The 16,723-nt window shown below is 67.3% G+C and carries 17 protein-coding genes; 11 read left to right on the top strand and 6 right to left on the bottom strand.

All coding sequences use genetic code 11. The annotated features are described in order from the left end of the window. Positions 1-27 precede the first annotated feature (27 nt). From HV793_RS13850 to HV793_RS13875, 6 genes are all read left to right on the top strand, one after another. Positions 28-558, top strand: a complete 531-nt coding sequence (locus tag HV793_RS13850) for a cupin domain-containing protein (protein ID WP_054454462.1) — start codon at positions 28-30, stop codon at positions 556-558. A 72-nt stretch (positions 559-630) separates the two neighbouring features. Next, entirely contained in the window at positions 631-1,659 is a 1,029-nt protein-coding gene (locus HV793_RS13855) for a tripartite tricarboxylate transporter substrate-binding protein (protein WP_175213360.1), read from the top strand. 47 nt (positions 1,660-1,706) lie between these two features. After that, positions 1,707-2,621: a dioxygenase family protein gene (locus tag HV793_RS13860; protein WP_175213361.1), complete on the top strand. Its 915-nt coding sequence runs from the start codon at positions 1,707-1,709 to the stop codon at positions 2,619-2,621. Positions 2,622-2,712: 91 nt separating this feature from the next. Then, entirely contained in the window at positions 2,713-3,702 is a 990-nt protein-coding gene (locus tag HV793_RS13865) for a quinone oxidoreductase family protein (RefSeq protein WP_175213362.1), read from the top strand. Between the two features lie 90 nt (positions 3,703-3,792). Then, on the top strand, positions 3,793-4,779 hold the full coding sequence (locus tag HV793_RS13870) for a Bug family tripartite tricarboxylate transporter substrate binding protein (RefSeq protein ID WP_175213363.1): 987 nt from the start codon (positions 3,793-3,795) through the stop codon (positions 4,777-4,779). Positions 4,780-4,800: 21 nt separating this feature from the next. Then, positions 4,801-5,823: a porin gene (locus HV793_RS13875; RefSeq protein WP_175213364.1), complete on the top strand. Its 1,023-nt coding sequence runs from the start codon at positions 4,801-4,803 to the stop codon at positions 5,821-5,823. 43 nt (positions 5,824-5,866) lie between these two features. On the opposite strand, the gene HV793_RS13880 is transcribed toward HV793_RS13875, so the two are convergent. From HV793_RS13880 to HV793_RS13890, 3 genes are all read right to left on the bottom strand, one after another. Next, a complete protein-coding gene (locus HV793_RS13880; protein ID WP_175213365.1) occupies positions 5,867-7,555 on the bottom strand; it encodes an amidohydrolase in 1,689 nt (562 codons plus the stop codon). Positions 7,556-7,581: 26 nt separating this feature from the next. Continuing rightward, positions 7,582-8,973, bottom strand: coding sequence for an alginate export family protein (locus tag HV793_RS13885; RefSeq protein ID WP_175213366.1), 1,392 nt, complete (start codon positions 8,971-8,973; stop codon positions 7,582-7,584). Positions 8,974-9,106: 133 nt separating this feature from the next. Further along, on the bottom strand, positions 9,107-10,012 hold the full coding sequence (locus HV793_RS13890) for a LysR family transcriptional regulator (protein WP_054454875.1): 906 nt from the start codon (positions 10,010-10,012) through the stop codon (positions 9,107-9,109). Positions 10,013-10,155: 143 nt separating this feature from the next. Here HV793_RS13890 and HV793_RS13895 point away from each other — a divergent pair, with 143 nt between their 5' ends. Beyond that, positions 10,156-10,833, top strand: a complete 678-nt coding sequence (locus HV793_RS13895; protein WP_054454449.1) for a hydrolase — start codon at positions 10,156-10,158, stop codon at positions 10,831-10,833. A gap of 42 nt (positions 10,834-10,875) precedes the next feature. Here HV793_RS13895 and HV793_RS13900 read toward each other — a convergent pair whose 3' ends face one another. After that, positions 10,876-11,778, bottom strand: coding sequence for a LysR family transcriptional regulator (locus HV793_RS13900; protein WP_054454448.1), 903 nt, complete (start codon positions 11,776-11,778; stop codon positions 10,876-10,878). Between the two features lie 173 nt (positions 11,779-11,951). Between HV793_RS13900 and HV793_RS13905 the strand changes: the two genes are divergently transcribed. Genes HV793_RS13905 through HV793_RS13920 form a run of 4 tightly spaced genes read left to right on the top strand, consistent with a single transcriptional unit; the run spans position 11,952 to position 15,828 of the window. Then, positions 11,952-12,884 carry an alpha/beta hydrolase gene (locus tag HV793_RS13905; RefSeq protein WP_370539811.1) on the top strand — a complete coding sequence of 311 codons (933 nt, stop codon included), beginning with the start codon at positions 11,952-11,954 and terminating at the stop codon, positions 12,882-12,884. A gap of 22 nt (positions 12,885-12,906) precedes the next feature. Next, positions 12,907-14,238 carry an MFS transporter gene (locus HV793_RS13910; RefSeq protein ID WP_054454873.1) on the top strand — a complete coding sequence of 444 codons (1,332 nt, stop codon included), beginning with the start codon at positions 12,907-12,909 and terminating at the stop codon, positions 14,236-14,238. A 22-nt stretch (positions 14,239-14,260) separates the two neighbouring features. Beyond that, complete coding sequence (locus tag HV793_RS13915; RefSeq protein ID WP_225588726.1) at positions 14,261-15,001, top strand: SDR family NAD(P)-dependent oxidoreductase; 741 nt, start codon at positions 14,261-14,263, stop codon at positions 14,999-15,001. Further along, positions 14,998-15,828 carry an SDR family NAD(P)-dependent oxidoreductase gene (locus HV793_RS13920; RefSeq protein ID WP_225591363.1) on the top strand — a complete coding sequence of 277 codons (831 nt, stop codon included), beginning with the start codon at positions 14,998-15,000 and terminating at the stop codon, positions 15,826-15,828. The genes HV793_RS13915 and HV793_RS13920 overlap by 4 nt, the downstream gene beginning before the upstream one ends. 51 nt (positions 15,829-15,879) lie before the next feature. On the opposite strand, the gene HV793_RS13925 is transcribed toward HV793_RS13920, so the two are convergent. Further along, complete coding sequence (locus HV793_RS13925) at positions 15,880-16,101, bottom strand: YMGG-like glycine zipper-containing protein (RefSeq protein WP_013393765.1); 222 nt, start codon at positions 16,099-16,101, stop codon at positions 15,880-15,882. A 9-nt stretch (positions 16,102-16,110) separates the two neighbouring features. Continuing rightward, positions 16,111-16,518, bottom strand: coding sequence for a hypothetical protein (locus tag HV793_RS13930; RefSeq protein WP_082401051.1), 408 nt, complete (start codon positions 16,516-16,518; stop codon positions 16,111-16,113). Positions 16,519-16,723 lie beyond the last annotated feature (205 nt).

Genomic DNA, 16,723 nt, shown 5'->3' on the forward strand with positions numbered 1-16,723 from the left:
TTAAAGCTCATCAGAAAAAGGAATGACATGGATATCAATGCTCAGGAAATGGAAGCCACCCGCATCGCGCGCTGGGGCAAGGTCGAGCCCTACCGCGAGACCTTCATCGAAAGCCGCCTGCCCGGCATGAAGAAGAACATCTACAAGATCATGAACCGCGGCGTGCTGGAGAACAAAGGCGTGGAGCCAGCCATCCCCGGCAACCACCGCTTTGGCGTGACCTTCATCGAAATTCCCGTGGGGCAGGGCGCCAGCCTGCATGCGCACAAGACCGAGGAAGTCTTCTGCCCTCTGAACGGCCAGATGGAAGTGATCTGGGGCGAGAAGGGCGAGCACTCGGTGATGCTGAACCAGTGGGACGTGATTTCCTGCCCCATCGGCGTGATGCGCGGATTCCGCAATCCCAACCCGCATGCCCTGGTCGTCTATTCCGTCGTCGGCGGCACTGACGAGGAATGCGGGCGCATTGCCTGGCATCCCGACGTGGTGCGCGCCGCCGAGAACACCGGCCTGGTCTACGGCACCGACGGCTTCCTGAAAGAGAAAGCGGAAAGCTGATGCCGGACGATGGCCTGCGCCGGCCAGGTGCGGCGCCATCGATAACAAAGAGAACAACAGAGGAGACATGGAATGAGCGATGACTATGGCGTATCCCGGCTGATTGCAAGAAGACGCGTGTTGCGGGCCGTCGCCTGTACGGGCGCGCTTTGCGCGGCGCCTGCGATGGGCCAGGCCAAGCAGCTCGTTCCGTTCTTCGGCAGGAGTTCGCGCACGCCAATGCGCCTGGTGGTGCCGTTCGCCCCCGGAGGCTCCACGGACATCGTCGCGCGCCTGCTGGCCGCGCAGCTGCCGGCCTATCTGGGGCAGAGCGTGATCGTGGAGAACCGCCCAGGCGCAGGCGGCAATATCGGCGTGGCCTCGGTCGCCCGGGCGCAGGCGGACGGCGGCACGCTGCTGCTGGTGTCGTCCTCGTTCGTCACGAATCCTGCCATCGCCGCAGAACGGCCCGCCTACGATCCGGTGCGCGACTTCGCGCCGGTGAGCCTGGCGGTGAGTTCCCCGGACGTCATCGTGGTCCGCGCCGAAAGCCGCATGGCCACGCTCAAGGATCTGCTGGACGCTGCCGCCCGGGATCCCGGCACGCTCACGTACGCCACGCCGGGCAACGGCAACAGCGTGCATCTGGCTGCCGAACTGCTGTGGCGGCGCGCGGGTGTCAAGGCTTTGCACGTCCCGTACTCGGGCGCGGCGCCCGCAGTGCTGGCGGCGCTGGGAGGCCAGGTCGACTGCGCCTTTGCCGCGCTGCCCGCGGCGCAGGCGTTTCTCGCCGACGGCCGGCTCAGGGCCTTGGCCGTGGGCGGGGAAGAGCGCTGGCCGGCGCTTTCCGGCGTGCCGACGATCGCGCAAGCCGGCTTCGCCGATTTCCGCTCGGAAACCATGCAGGCGCTGTTCGCCCCGGCGGGCACGCCGGCCGCCACGGTCGAACGCATCAACAAGGCGGTGGCCGAAGCGCTGGGCAAGGAGCCGGTGCGCAGGCAGCTCGACGGGCTCGGATTTCGCGTCATCGCCAGTTCTTCAGCGGCGCTGAAGGCCAGGGTAACGCAGGAGGTCCCGCAATGGGCTGCCGTGGCGGCCCAGGCGGGAATAAGCGCCGACTGAAGCGCGGCACGCAAATTTCATTAGTCAGACTACAGGGTTGAATGTTTATGAGTCATGCCAATTCCTGCGCGGACACGCGCGCCGCCGGCGAACAGTGCGCCATACCCGCCACGCCGCAAGCATTGCTGCAAGCCGTTCTTGCGGCCAACCAGGCCACGGATCCGCGCACCCGCGAGGTTCTTGATTCCCTGATCCGCCACCTGCACGCGTTTGCGGCGGACGTGAAACTGAGCTACGAGGAACTGCACCAGGGCCTGGACTTCATGGTGCGAGTGGGCCAGGCCACCAATCCGCTGCGGCACGAAGGCATCCTGCTGGCCGACATCCTGGGCGTGGCCACGCTGGTCCTGTTGATGGACGCCGAGGGCGTGCTGGAGGCCGGCGGCACGGAGCCCGCGCTGATCGGGCCGTTCTGGCGCGCCAACCAGCCCGTACTCGAAAACGGTTCCAAGATCGCCACCGAGGATACGACTGGCGATCGGCTGCTGGTGACGGGGCGCATCTGCACGCTGGATGGCCAGCCGCTGGCCGGCGCGCGCCTGGAAACCTGGCAGGCCGCGCCCAGCGGCCTGTACGAAAACCAGGATCCCGAGCAGGAAGACATGAACCTGCGGGCCGTGTTCATGACTGACGCGGACGGCCGCTTCTGGTTTGACAGCGTCAAGCCCGCCGGCTACGGCGTGCCCATCGACGGCCCCTGCGGCGACCTGCTGGCGCTGCAGCAGCGCAACCACATGCGGCCCGCGCACCTGCACTTCATCGCCTCGGCGCCCGGCCACAAGGTGTTGACCACCCAGATCTTCGACGCCAACGACGCCTACGCGTATAGCGATGCGGCATTCGGCGCGGTGGGGTCGCTGCTGCGGAAGTTCGAAGCGACGGGCGACGGCACCTACCGCCTGGACGTGGAACTCAAGCTCGAGCCGGGCGAAACGCGCATGCCCAAGCCGCCGCTTTCCTGATCCGGCTTTCCCCGCTTTCGACCTCAATCCCGGCGCGGCCTGCCGCGCCTTGGGCAGCCTTTGCCCGCAACAACCAGAACCAGAGACAGACATGAGCAAGAAAACCCAAGCCCTGCGCGTGATCGAACGCGTTTCCACCGTCGCCGAGCTGCGGCCGGCCCTGGTCGACATCTCCGTGCCGCAAGCGCCGGAAGGCCATGCCGTGGTCGAAGTCAGCGCGGCCGGGATCAATCCCAGCGACGTCAAGGCGGCGATGGGCATGATGCCTTACGCGATCTGGCCACGCACGCCCGGACGCGACTACGCGGGCAAGGTGATAGCCGGCCCCGCGGAATGGATGGGGCAGGAGGTGTGGGGCACGGGCGGCGACCTGGGCATTACGCGCGACGGGACCCACGCGCGCTACCTGGTGCTGCCCGTGGCCGCCTTGGTGCGCAGGCCTGCCCACATCGCAGCGGCCAGCGCCGCCATGGCGGGCGTGCCGTTTGTCACCGCCTATGAAGGGCTGCGCCGCGCCGGCCTGTCTGGCCCGGGCCAGACGGTGGTGGTGTTCGGCTCGAACGGCAAGGTCGGGCAGGCCGCCATCCAGCTGGCCAGCCGCGCCGGCGCCCGGGTGATCGGGGTGGAGCGCGGCGGCGAAGGCTACGTCGGCCATGCGGTTTCAGGCGTGTCGGTCATCGATGGCAGCCGCGACGGGATCGCCCAGCGTGTCATGGAGCTGACCAGCCAGACGGGCGCGGACATTGCCTACAACACGGTGGGCTCGCCGTACTTCGCCGCAGCGCTGGAATCGTTGAAGGTGGGCGGGCGGCAGATCGTCATTTCCACCCCTGACCGCAACGTGCCCTTCGACATCCAGGCCTTCTACCGCCGCGACCTCCAATTGATCGGCGTGGACAGCCTGAAGCTGGACTCGGTCCGCTGCGCCGCGGTGTTCCGCGAGCTGCTGCCCGGCTTCGAGGACGGCAGCCTGCAGTCCTTTCCGGTCAGTCCGGCCGCCGTGGTGCCGCTGGCGCAAGCCCGCGAGGCCTACATCAAGGTGCTGGAAGGCGCGCAGGACCGGCCCGTCCTCGCCCCCTGATCCGCGACCCGCTTTATCCGGCCGATCGCCTGTCCGTCATGGGCGATCGGCTTTTTTTTCGCGCAGCAGAAGCATAAAAGGAGACAAACCATGACACTGCACCGCAGACATTTTCTTCAATACGCGACGGCCCTGGCCGGCGTCGTGGGGCTTAGCGCCACGCTGCAGGCCCAGCCGGACTATCCGGCGCGCCCCATCAGGATGGTAGTGCCGTTCACGGCGGGGTCGACCACCGATGTCATCGGCAGGACGGTGGCGGAACAGCTGGAGAAGAAACTCGGCCAGCCGGTGGTGGTGGAGAACCGGCCGGGCGCAGGCGGCGTGCTGGGCGCCACCATGGTGGCGGGCGCCGCGGCCGATGGCTACACGGTGCTGGTGCACTCCGCCGCCCACGTGGCCAACCAGTCGCTCTACGCCAACCTCAAATACGACACCCTCAAGGACTTCACGCCCGTGACCATGCTGGCCTCGATGCCGAACGTGATCGTGGCGTCGAACGCGCGCAACTTCAAGTCGCTGAAGGACCTGGTGGAGCGCGCCCGCGCCGAACCCGACCAATATACCTACGGCTCGTCCGGCAGCGGCAGCGGCGCGCACATCGCGGGCGAAAAGTTCAGGGCCGCGACTGGCATCCAGGCTATCCACGTGCCGTACCGCGGCACGCCGGAGGCGGTCAACGACGTGATCGCCGGCCGGGTCGACTGGTTCTTCCTGCCATTGCCGCTGGCGCTGCCCATGGTCAAGGCTGGCAAGCTGACCGCGCTGGCGATCAGCGCCGACCACCGCTCGCCCGCGTTGCCGGACGTGCCCACGACAGCAGAGGCTGGCTACCGCGACGTGGACCAGCAGTTCTGGGTGGCCATGTTCGTGCCGGCAGCGACGCCGCCGGCGGTCCTGGCCAAGCTGCATGCCGGCACCGAACAGGCGCTGCGCTCGGACGCCACGCGCGAGCGCTTCGACAACCTGGGGGCCGAGCCCGCGCCCATGCCGCAGCAGCAATTCGCCGAGCTGATCGGCCGCGAAATGGAAAGCACCGGCAGCCTGATCCGCGGCGCCGGCATACGCGTCGGCAATTGAGTCGGGGAAACTGGGGGGAATATGTCAATAATCAGAAGAATCGGGCTGTTGGGAGCCTGTGCGCTGGCGGGACCGGCGTTTGCGCAATCGTCGTCGCTGACCCTGTTCGGCCACATCGACCTGAACGTGACCAGCGCCACCGCGGGCAGCACTTCCAAGATCGGCATGGACCAGGGCGGCTACATGCTGCCCAGCCGCATCGGCATGCGCGGCACCGAGAATCTGGGCAACGGCAACTCGGTGGGGTTCTGGCTGGAGGCGCCCATCCTGCCGAATAGTGGCGGGCCGCAAGGCCTGAACTGGACACGGCGTTCGACCATCAGCTTGAGCAACGAGCGCTACGGCGAACTGCGGCTGGGGCGGGACTACACCGCGGCGTTCTGGAACGTGTCCTCGTTCTCGCCCTTCGGCACCGTGGGCGTGGGCGGCAGCAGCAACATCATCAAGGGCTGGCCCTTGGGGATGGAGGGCGCCACCACGCTCTCGCGCGCCAGCAACATGGTGGCGTACTTCCTGCCGAAGAAACTCGGCGGGATATACGGACACCTGAACTATGCGCGCGAAGAAGACCTGCGCGGCGCCGACTATGCCGGCGGTCGGCTGGGCTACCAGTCCGGTCCGCTCAATGTCGCCGCCGCATACGGCAGGACGTCGATGGGCAGCGGCGAGCACTACGAAACCGCGACCCTGGGCGCCAGCTATGACTTCCGCGTGGTGAAGCTGTTTGCCAACTACCTGCAGCAGAAGATCGGGTCGGACAAGCAGCACGTGGCCCTGGCGGGCGCGTCGGTGCCTGTGGGTGGCGGCCACGTGAAGCTGTCGTACTCCCGTTCCACCCAGAGCGGACAGTACGAAGGCGACGACGCCCAGCAGTTTGCGCTGGGCTACACCTACGCGCTCAGCAAGCGCACGGTGCTGTACACGGCGGCGTCCTTCATCAAGAACGAGGGCAATGCCGCCTTCGTGACCGGGGACGTCGCGCCGGAAGGCGTGCCGGGCGCGAACTCGAAGGGCTTCCAGGTCGGGATCAGCCACTCGTTCTGAGCGTGATGCGCTGCGGCCCCGCCCAGTGCGGGGCCGCAATTTTTTATTGGACCGCCTTGGCAGGCGCCGCCGGCAACACCCCGGCATCATGCACCGGCTTGCCGCCCAGCAGCGTGAGCACCGAATTGATGGCGTGGATCTGGTCCGCCGGCATCGTCAGGTAGGGCTGGTCCAGCACCGCCAGGTCGGCCAGCTTGCCGGCGTTCAGTTGCCCGCGGTCGTCTTCGTCGAATGCCAGCCAGGCTGCCTGGCGCGTGTAGAGCGCCAGCGCTTCCTCCCGCGTGAGCAAGGCGCCGGGCTCGCGCAGCACGGTGGCGCCGATGGCGCGTCCCTGCACGTGGTACTCCACGGCCTGCCAGACGCCAGCCACGCCGATGCGGGTCGAATCGGTGCCGCCCGCGACCGGCAGACCCAGGTCCAGCGCCGTGCGCACCGGCGGCGAATCCTGCTCCGCCCCCTTGGGATTGGCCTCGCGTATCGCTTCGCCCTCGAAGTACGGACCCATCTGCACCGTATAGGCCAGCCCCAAACGCGCCATGCGTTCCAGCGTGCGGCGCGAGCCGGTGTTCAGGTGGGCGATGGACCAGCGCAGCGGGCGCAGGTCGTGGTCGCGGCCGACTTCCTCGAACACGTCGAGGATGGCGCTGGCGGCATCGTCGGTGTAGGCGTGGATCTCCAGCGGGATGCGGCGTTCGGCCGCGTAGCGGGCGATGCGGGCGAGTTCCTGGCGCGCTTCGGCCGGCGGGTTGAATCCCGGGCCCATGCGCACGCCGTCGTTCATGGCGGATACCAGGTTTTCACCCAATCCCAGGAACGCGAGTTTGCCGTCGTCGTGGCGCGGCGGGCGGAAGGCCATGATGTCGCGGAACCATTGCGCCTCGCCGCCCGCGCGCATGGCCGAGATCCGGTAACCCGCGCGCACGGTGAGTTCGCCACGGTCGCGCAGCGCGTAGAGCGGCTCGTAGGCTTCAGCGCCGCCGGCCGACGGATCGATGAAGCCCGTCAGCCCGCGCGCGTTCATGGCGCGCAGAAAGGCTTGCAGCCCGGCGGGGCGGTCGGCGGTATGGCTCAGGCGGGCGAACAGCGCGTTGAATGGGCCGATGCCGCCCAGCAGCCTGCCGGTGGCGCGGCCCTGCGCGTCGCGCTCGACCGTGATGCCGTGCAGTTCCGGCGGCTGCGGGCCGTCCAGGCCCAGGGCTTCGATGCCGCGGCTGTTGAGCAGGGCGTAGTCGTACAGGTATTGGACATAGGCGGGATGCGCGGGGACCGCCTGGTCCAGATCGGCGCGCGTGGGCGCACGGCGCTCGCGGAATTGCCGCGGATGCCAGGATCCGACCACCGCGACCCAATGGTCGCGCGGGCGTTGCGCGGCGTCGCGGGTCAGCCGGCCGAGCGCGTCTGCCAGGCTGGGCGCGTCGTACCAGTAGGTTTCGAACGCATAGGTCTGGCCGCCGCGGATGGCGTGGATGTGCGTGTCGATGAGGCCGGGTATCACCGTGCGGCCCTGCAGGTCCAACTGGCGCGTGGCCGGTCCGACGTGTTGCTCGACATCGCCGTCCCCACCCACCGCCACGATGCGTTCGCCCTGGATCGCGAGTGCAGTGGCGCGCGGCGCGGCGGGATCCATGGTGATGATCTGGCCGTTGCGCAGCACCAGGTCGGCGTCGCGGCTGTGGGCGGCGCAGGGCAGCGCGGCTGCCAATGCGAGGACGAGCGCCGTGGTTCTTCTCATGTGTAGTCTCCGGTCATCGAGGGGGGTCAGTAGCGCCATAGCGCTTCCAGGCCAAAAAAATGGACGGTTTCGGCGCGCCCCGTATCGCGGATGAAGCTTCCGGGCCGGAACACCGAGTAGGCGGCTTCGAAACTCAGGTGGCGCGACACTTCCCAGCCCAGCACCACGTCGGCCTGCGTGCCGATGTAGCGCGCGCGGCTGGCGCCGGCCGGGCGCAGCAGATTGCCGGCCACGCCGTACACGCCGTCCTGCAGGCTCTGGCGCCAGTAGAAGACCGCCGCGGTTCCCAGCGTCCAGCCGGAACCCAGGTCCAGCGTGAGCGAGGGATGCAGATTGATGAGGTTGGAAGGGCCGATCAGGCCCGCTTCGCCGAAGTACTTGCCCTTGGGAAAGAAGACGGCGAAGGTCTGGAGCTTGGGATCGTCGGGATTGCGGTCGCCGCTGATGATGTTGGCCTTCAGCCCCAGGCGTGGCTGCAGCGGCGCGCCGCGGAAGGTGTAGCTCACGTCGCTGGCGAGCGACCAGGCCCGCGCCGGCGCGCCGGCGAAGCTGCCGTATTGGTAGACCGCTTCCAGGTCCCAGCGCCAGGAGGCGTGCTGGCCGAAGTAGCGCGCGCCCAGCGCGTTGCGGGTTTCGGGGCCGCTGCCCTGGTTGTAGGTGGCCGAGTCGCTGGACAGCGACAGCAGGTAGGCATCCAGGCCGGTGTCGCCCAGGCCGCCGGGCGCGGACCAGGTGCCGTAGAGGCCGCCGAGCCGGCGCTGGGAGTCGGCGCGGTCGCTGAAATCGTCCGGATCGTTGCGCACCGGGCGCACCAGGAAACCGTCCACGCGCAGTTCCTGGCTCTGCCAACTGAGCGCGCCGCCGTCGAACGAGCGCAGCACGTTGGGACCGTAGCGCGCCGAGATCAGCCGTTCGCTGCCATAGGCCATGACCTGGCGGCCCGCGCGCGCGGTCCAGGTGCCCGCAGCGCCGGCAAGGGAGACGTCGACGAAAGCCTGCAGCACGTCGCTGCCGGTGTCGTCGGGCGGTCCGATAGAGCCGGTGTCGCGTTCGGCATGGGTCAGGTTCAACTGGCCGAAGGCGCGCACCTGCCGGCCCAGCCGCAGGTCGGCATAGGGCAGGAAACGGTACAGCTGGTAACCCTCGTCGGGTACGGCCGCGTCGCCGAATTCGTTGTTGCGGTAGCGCTCATAGCGGGCGCGCAGCTCGGCGCCCAGGGTCAGCGCGGAGGAATCGCCCAGCCGGATCCACTTGCCGGCTTCGCCCCAGGCGCCCGTGCGCTTGGCCGGGTCGTCCAGGTAGCTGTAGTCCTCGGTATAACGCCAGGGATCGATGGGCGGCAGCGCGGACCCGGCGGCCTGCGCGGCGCCGATTGCCAGCGCGGCCAGCGGGAGGATTGCGAGTCTGTGGAAGTTCAAGTTGCCTGGGCTGCAGCCGACGCATGCAAGCGTCGACAGCGGTAGAAGTGACCAGGCGGCAAGATAGATTAAGGACAATGGCGTCGGTAGTCGCCATTTTTAGCCCTGGCTGTCCTGAAAACGGAACGCTGGGCTAGTCTTCCTGCAACTTCCCGAAGCGCTCCGCCAGATAATCCACCAAGGCCCTGACCGACGACAGCAGGCCGCGCCGCGACGGGAACACCGCGTGTATCAACTCGCGGCGCGGGGCCCAGTCAGGCAGCAGCCGGACCAGCTGTCCCGCCTGCAGCTGTTCGCGCACCATCATGGTGGGCAGTTGCACGACGCCCACGCCGGCCACCGCCGCGTTGCGCAAGGCGATCATGTCGGTGGTGATCATCCTGGGGGCAAGCGAGACGGTGGCCTGCTGGCCGTCCTGCTTGTACAGCTCCAGGCGATAGGCCTGGTTGGGCGAGCCCAGCGCCAGGCTGGGCCAGGCGCCCAGGTCGTCCGGGGTTGCGGGCTGGCCGCATTGGGCCGTCAGGCCCGGGCTGGCGACCAGGCTCTGGCCGCGGTCCGACAGCACGCGCATGACCAGTTCGCTGTCTTCCAGCGGAGGCGGGCGCACGCGGATCGCCACGTCCACGGCTTCACCCAGCACGTCGACCCGGCGGTTGGTGGCCTCCAACTGTATGACCACGCGCGGGTACTTGATCATGAAGTCGGCGAGCATGCCGCCCACATGGGTATGCAGCAGGGCGATCGGGCAGGTCAGCTTGACCACGCCGCGCGGCTCGACCTGGGCCGCGTCGATCACTTCCTGCGCGGCTTCCGCTTCGGCCAGCATGGCCTTGCAGCGCTCGTAGTAGGTCTGGCCTATGTCCGTGACCATGAAATGCCGGGTCGAGCGCTGGATGAGGCGCACGCCGAGGCGCTCTTCCAGCAGGGCCAGCCTGCGGCTGAGGCGGGACTTGGGCATGCCCAGCGCACGTCCCGCGGGGGCAAAGCCCTGGTGCTCGACGGTCTGCACGAAATAGAAAAGGTCGTTGAGATCCTGCATGGGCATCCCTTTGGTTCAAAAAATAGAACGCTGAAAGCAAAAAATCGGTCTTCCGACAATTTTGTTCTATTTTTAATATTTGTGCAGCCATAAGGCTTCTGATTCGGCCACAAGCCGTCGACCTTTCAAATTAGGAGTACACCATGTCCGCACCCGCCAACTTCAACGGCCAACGTCCTGTTATCGACGCCGACGACGCCGTCATGCTGCTGATCGATCATCAGAGCGGCCTGTTCCAGACCGTGGGCGATATGCCCATGCCGGAGCTGCGTGCCCGCGCTGGCGCCTTGGCGTCGATGGCCACGCTGGCCAAGATGCCCGTCATCACCACGGCTTCCGTGCCGCAAGGCCCGAATGGTCCGCTGATTCCCGAGATCCACGCCAACGCCCCGCATGCGCAATACATTGCGCGCAAGGGCGAGATCAACGCCTGGGACAACCCCGAATTCGTTGCCGCCGTGAAGGCCACCGGGCGCAAGACGCTCATCATCGCCGGCACCATCACCAGCGTGTGCATGGCGTTCCCGGCCATCAGCGCCGTCGCCGACGGCTACAAGGTGTTCGCGGTGATCGACGCCTCTGGCACGTACACCAAGATGGCCCAGGAAATCACGCTGGCGCGCGTGGTGCAGGCCGGCGTGGTGCCGATGGACACTGCCGCCGTGGCCTCGGAACTGCAGAAGACCTGGAACCGCGAAGACGCCATGCAGTGGGCCGAGGTCTACACCAAGGTGTTCCCGGCCTACCAACTGCTGATCGAAAGCTACTCCAAGGCGCAGGAAGTGGTGAAGAACAACGAAGTCCTGGATTCGCAGCGCTGATCCGCTTCGATATAAGCGGAGGCCCGGGCCTCGCGGCCCGGATCAAGCCGCCACGCCATGCCGCTCGGCGATGCGCAGCAGCAAGGCTTCCAGTTCCTGGAGGATGGGCCGGTGGTCGTCCACCCGCCTGACCAGGGCAGAGGGCATGGCGGGCAGGTCGATCTCGACGAATGCGATCTCGGGCGTCGCGTAATAACTGGCGGCGCGCTTGGTCAGCATCAGCAGGCCTTCGCGCGTGTTCACGGCCGCGATGCCCTCGCGGATCGTGCGCACCACCGGGCCGTCGCCGATGGGCTTGCCCTTGGGCGTGTGGCGCGGAAAGTGGTAGTCCTGCCATTCCTGGTTGACCGATCCCGGCACCATGCGCACCAGCCGTTCCTCGGCCAGCAGCTCAGGGTCCAGCAGGGTCGCCGCGGCAAACGGGTGATCAAGCGGGACGCACAGCATGCGCTGGTCCCGCAACACGATGGGCCCATGGCACAGGCCGTCCGCGCCCAGCGGCAAACGGCAGAACGCAATGTCGACCGAGCCGTCGGCCACCGCCGCGTAGTGGGTGACGTAGGTCAGTTCCACGAACTCCAGCTCCACGTTGGGATGCGCGGCCTTGAATTCCGAGACCAGCGGGCGGTATAGCTCGTAGAAACCGCCGCCCAGGAAGCCGATGCGCAGATGGCGCGGCTTGCCCGCGGCCTGGCGCTTGCAGTCGTCCAGCGCGGCTTTCAGCATGACCACGGCCGGTCCCGCGCCCAGCTTCAGGGTTTCGCCCAACGGCGTAAGCGCGACGCGGCGGCTGCTGCGCTCGAACAAGGGGGCGCCCAGCGTCTTTTCCAACGCCTTGACCGCTTCCGATACGGATGACTGGCTCATGTGCAGCGCTTCCGCCGCGCGGCCGAAATGCAGCTTGTCCGCAACGGCCAGAAAACAATCGAATTGGCGTAGATCCATGGCTCCGGGGCACCTTCCGTGCGCGTAGTAGTCATTCTTATATCAATCGGGATTAACGATTGATGGCGTGAATAATAGCGCTTGTTCGCGCCAGGCCCGATGGGCAGAATTCGACCTGTTCACACAAGCTTAGCTCATTGATGAGCGATAAGGAGACAGGCATGAGTTCATCTATGCCAGAACGATCAGGCCCAAAAGGATCGGCAGAACCGATTGAATTCCTGGTCGAAGGGGATCTGGTGCGCGGTACCTTCTACCGGCCCGAGCAGGCCAGCGGCCCGGTCGGCGCGGTCGCGCTCGCGCACGGCTGGTCCATGGTCGCCGGCGGCGACCTGGAAGAGTACGCGGCCGCTGTGGTGGCCCGGGGCCTGGCCGCGCTGACCTTCGACTTCCGCAATCTCGGCCGCAGCGAGGGCATGCCGCGCCAGGAGATCGATCCGCAGCGGCAGATCCAGGATTTCCGTTCGGCAATTTCCTATCTGCGCCAACGTCCGGAAGTCGACCGCGAGCGCATCGGCATCTGGGGCAGCAGCTACAGCGGCGGCCACGCGCTGACGGTGGCCGCCATCGACCGCCGCGTCAAGTGCGTGGTCAGCCAGGTTCCGACCACCAGCGGTTTCTCCGCGGCCCAACGGCGCGTGCGCTACGACAAGGCGCAGGCGCTGCAGGCCGCGTTCGAAGCCGACCGCGAGGCACGCGACGCGGGCCAGCCGCCTGCGATGCTGCGCATGGTCGATGCCGATCCCGACGCGCCAGTCGCCTATCCGGGCCCGGACTCCTACAACTATATGACGGGCGAAGCGCGCCGCTGCCCAAGCTGGGTCAATGAGGTCACGTTGCGGTCGCTGGAATTGGCCCGCGCCTATGAGCCCGGCATGTACGTGCGCCGCATCGCGCCTACGCCGCTCCTTATGATCGTCGCCACCGGCGACGGCCTGACGCCTGCCGATCTGCAGCAGGACGCTTTCAACGCGGCGCATCAGCCCAAGGAGTTGCTGCTGCTGCCCGGCGGCCATTACTCGGTCTACACGGAACATTTCGAACGCACCAGCAGCGCCGCGGCCAATTGGTTCGCGCGGCACCTCGGCCAAGACCAGCACGGATAAAAAAATGACGACGACAATAATGATGGAGACACAGGACCGCCAACGCCGCCACGCTTCGCTGCGCGCGGCGGCCGTGGGCAATGCCCTGGAATGGTTCGACTGGACCTTGTACGGCACGTTCTCGGCCTATCTGGCCATGAACCTGTTCGACCCGTCCGACCGCGGTTCGGCGCTGCTGGCCACGCTGGCCGTGTTCGCGGGCGGATTCCTGGCGCGGCCGATCGGCGGCTGGCTGTTTGGCCGCATCGGCGACCGCTACGGCCGCAAGTTCACGCTGGTTCTGACCATGTGCCTGCTGGCCCTGACCAGCCTGGCAATCGCGCTGCTGCCCACCTATGAGCAGGCCGGGGTGCTGGCTTCGGTATTGCTCTTCATTTGCCGCCTGATGCAGGGATTGGCGCATGGCGGCGAGTCCGGCGTGGCCTATACCTATGTTGCCGAAATCGCGCCGCCCGCGCGGCGCGGGCTGTGGTCGAGTTCGGTGTTCGTCAGCGTGACCATCGGCGTCATGGCCGCGACCGCGCTGGCGGCGTTGCTGACGTCCTGGCTGGGCAAGCCCGCGATGGAAGCCTGGGGCTGGCGCGTGGGTTTTGGCGTGGGGGCGCTGCTGGGTGTCTACGCGCTGTTCCTGCGCCGCAGCGCAAGCGAAAGCGAGGTCTTCGAACACAGCGCGGAGCAGGGCGGCACGCAGAAGGTGTCGGCGCGGCAGGCCTTGAAGATCGCCCGCAACATCGTGATGATCGCCGCGGCGTCCAACGCCACGTATTACACCTGGGTCACCTTCGCGCCGGCCACGGCCATCGCGACCAAGGGCATGGATCCGGCGGGCGCCTACACGGCCAGCCTGATCGCGCAGTTGGTGTGCCTGTTGTGGCTGCCGGTCTGCGGCTGGCTGGCGGACCGCTACGGCCGCAAGCCGATGGTGATGGCCTTCGGCCTGGGCGTGGCGCTGGCGGTGTTCCCGGTATCGCACATCGTGACCGACCAGCCCTGGACGCTGTTCGTGGGGCAGCTGATAGGCCTCCTGGTTTGGGCGCTGCTGGCGGCGATCTTCCCCGCCGTGGTGGCCGAACAGGTGCCGACCGGCGCGCGCGCCATGGGCGTGGGCTTCATCTCTTCGCTGTCGGTCGCGATCTTTGGCGGCACCGCGCCCTACATCAATGCCTGGCTGGGCGCCCAAGGGCTGGATTGGGTCTACACGGCCTACGTGGGGGCGCTGGGGCTGATGGCGTTTGCCGGCGCCTTCCTCATCAAGGAGACGGCGGGCATGGACCTGAACGACATCCGCCTGCCGGGCGAGGAAGCCGGCAACACCGCAGTCAACAAGGCCGCCAAGCGCGCGGCATTCAACTGAACTCCAATTTTTTCATCATCACATGAGCAAAATGAACTATCCGGATCTGGCAGGGAAAATCGCGGTTGTCACGGGGGCCGGGGGCGGTATTGGACGCGCCATGGCGGCGGCGTTCCGCCAGCAGGGCGCGACCGTGGTCGCCACCGACCTGGACCTTGAGGCGCTGTCCGGCGTGGACGCGGATTGCCGCCAACTGGACGTCACGCAAGCGCAGGCGGTACGCGCACTGGCTGACGCGGTGGCTGCCCAGTACGGCGCGCTGGACGTGTGGGTCAACAACGCCGGCTTCATGGCCCGCATGCCCGCCCTGGACCTGGACGAAGCCGCATGGCAACGCACCATGGACATCAACCTGAAAGGCACGTTCTTCGGCGCGCAGGCGGCTGCGCGCCACATGATCGCGCAAGGCAGCGGCGCCATCATCAACCTGTCCAGCTATGCCGGCGTCAAGCCGCGCCCGAACTGCGCCGACTATGCGGCTGCCAAGGCCGGCGTGGCCCATCTGACCCAATGCCTGGCGCTGGAGTGGAGCCCCAAGGGGCTGCGCGTCAACGCCATTGCGCCCGGCTTCATCGAAACGCCGATGAGCAGCTGGATGCACGCCGACGCCGCCACCTTTGCCGAATACGTGGAACGCCTGCCGGCGCGCCGCGTGGGCCAGCCGTCCGAGATCGCCGACGCGGCGCTGTATCTGGCTTCGCAGGCATCCGGCTATGTCACTGGTCACGTGCTGATGGTCGACGGCGGAGTGTCCAAGACATGAGCGACGACAAGGACGTGGCATCGTGGTGGAACGGCAAGGCGGCCGTCGTGACGGGCGCGGCCAGAGGGCAGGGCGCGGCCGAGGCGCTGCGCCTGTTGCAGGCCGGCGCAACCGTCTACGCGCTGGACGTCTTGCCCGAAAGCGATGCGACCTGGGCGGAGTTGCGCGCGGCGGCGGGCGCGGATGCCGAACGGCTGCGCATCCGGGTCGCGGACGTGGCCCGCGAATCCGATTGGCTGGCGTTGGCCGACGAGATTTCGGCTGCGGGCGTGCCGCTCTACGGCCTGGTCAACAACGCCGGCGTGACCCTGCGCAAAACCGTGACCGAGACCACGCACGCGGAATGGCGGCGCCTGCTGGACATCAATCTGGACGGGCCATTCCTCGCCATCCGCAACCTGGCCGCACTGATGCCGCAGGGCGCGGCCATCGTCAATACGTCGTCGACGGCGGGGCTTACCGGCTACTTCAGCGCAGCCTACACCGCCAGCAAGTGGGCCCTGCGCGGCCTGACGCGGGCGGCATCGCTGGAACTGGCGGGGCGGGGCATACGCGTCAACACCGTATGCCCCGGCCTGGTGGAAACTCCGATGATCATGCAGCCCAATGCCGTGCATGACGCCGGCCGGGCGCGCCTGTTCTATGAAGGCAACCGCGACGCCACGCCGCTGTCGCGCGGCGCGGATGCCGACGAGATCGCGGCGGCGGTAATGTTCCTGTTGGGGCCCGAGGCTTCGTTCATCACCGGCGCGGACCTGCCGGTCGACGGCGGCATGACGGGAGGAGGCGTGTACTGGCGGATCGGCAAATCCACCGGCAATCTGTAGCCGCAGTCCCGGGCCGCGGCCCGGGACTGGCCATTGCGCAAGGGCAGAGGCTTAGTGCTTGTCGCCGTAGATATTGCCGGCAATGCCGCCGGCGGCGGCGCCGATGGCGGCCCCAGTCCAGCCACTGCCGCCCGCGATGGCGGCAATGCCCGCGCCGGCAGCGGCGCCGATGGCCGCGCCCGACAGGGTGCCTTGCTGCTTGGAACTCATGTTGGTGCAGGCTACCAGAGACCCCATCATGAGGCCTATGGCGATCGATCGGATGACTTTCATGGTTGACTCCTAGCGGGCGCGCTTGGCGGGAGCGGCCGGCGTGGCCGGCGCCGCGGGCGCGACGATTTCGAACCAGAGCGTTTCGACCACGGGGCGGTCCATCCGGGTCGGATTGGCCGCGTACCAGCTATCCAGCCGTTCGCGCACCGAATCGAGCGTATGGCTCTGCAAACCCTTGGCGAAACGCGGGATCAGCGTCTGGTTGTCCGCCGGCGCGCGGCGCTGCTGATAGGCCTGCTCCACCTGGATGAGGTTCGCCATGCCCAGCAGGTAGGCCTTCTTCAGATTCGCGTCGGACTCCGACCATTGCTTGCCGGTGATGATGGGCGCCGGGTCGGTAGGCGCCGCTACCACCGGCGCGGCGACCAGCAGTGACAGCGCAAGGGCTGCCGGGCCTAACAGGTGTTTCACTTTCATCATATCGCTCCTTGGTGGAACAAAAGACAGAAAAACAACCAGAACGCCATGCGCGCAGTTCGCTTGCAATGGCCAAGCGCCAGGCGACCAGATCAATTTAGGCTTGAAAGCATGCTTGCGCAAGAGGCGTGCCGCTCTGCCATCGGGCTTCAACACGGACCTGGCGCAGACGTTACCGATTCTGGCAAGCCTGTTCAAATGAAAC

This window comes from Achromobacter aegrifaciens, assembly GCF_902859965.1.
GTDB lineage: Bacteria > Pseudomonadota > Gammaproteobacteria > Burkholderiales > Burkholderiaceae_B > Achromobacter > Achromobacter aegrifaciens.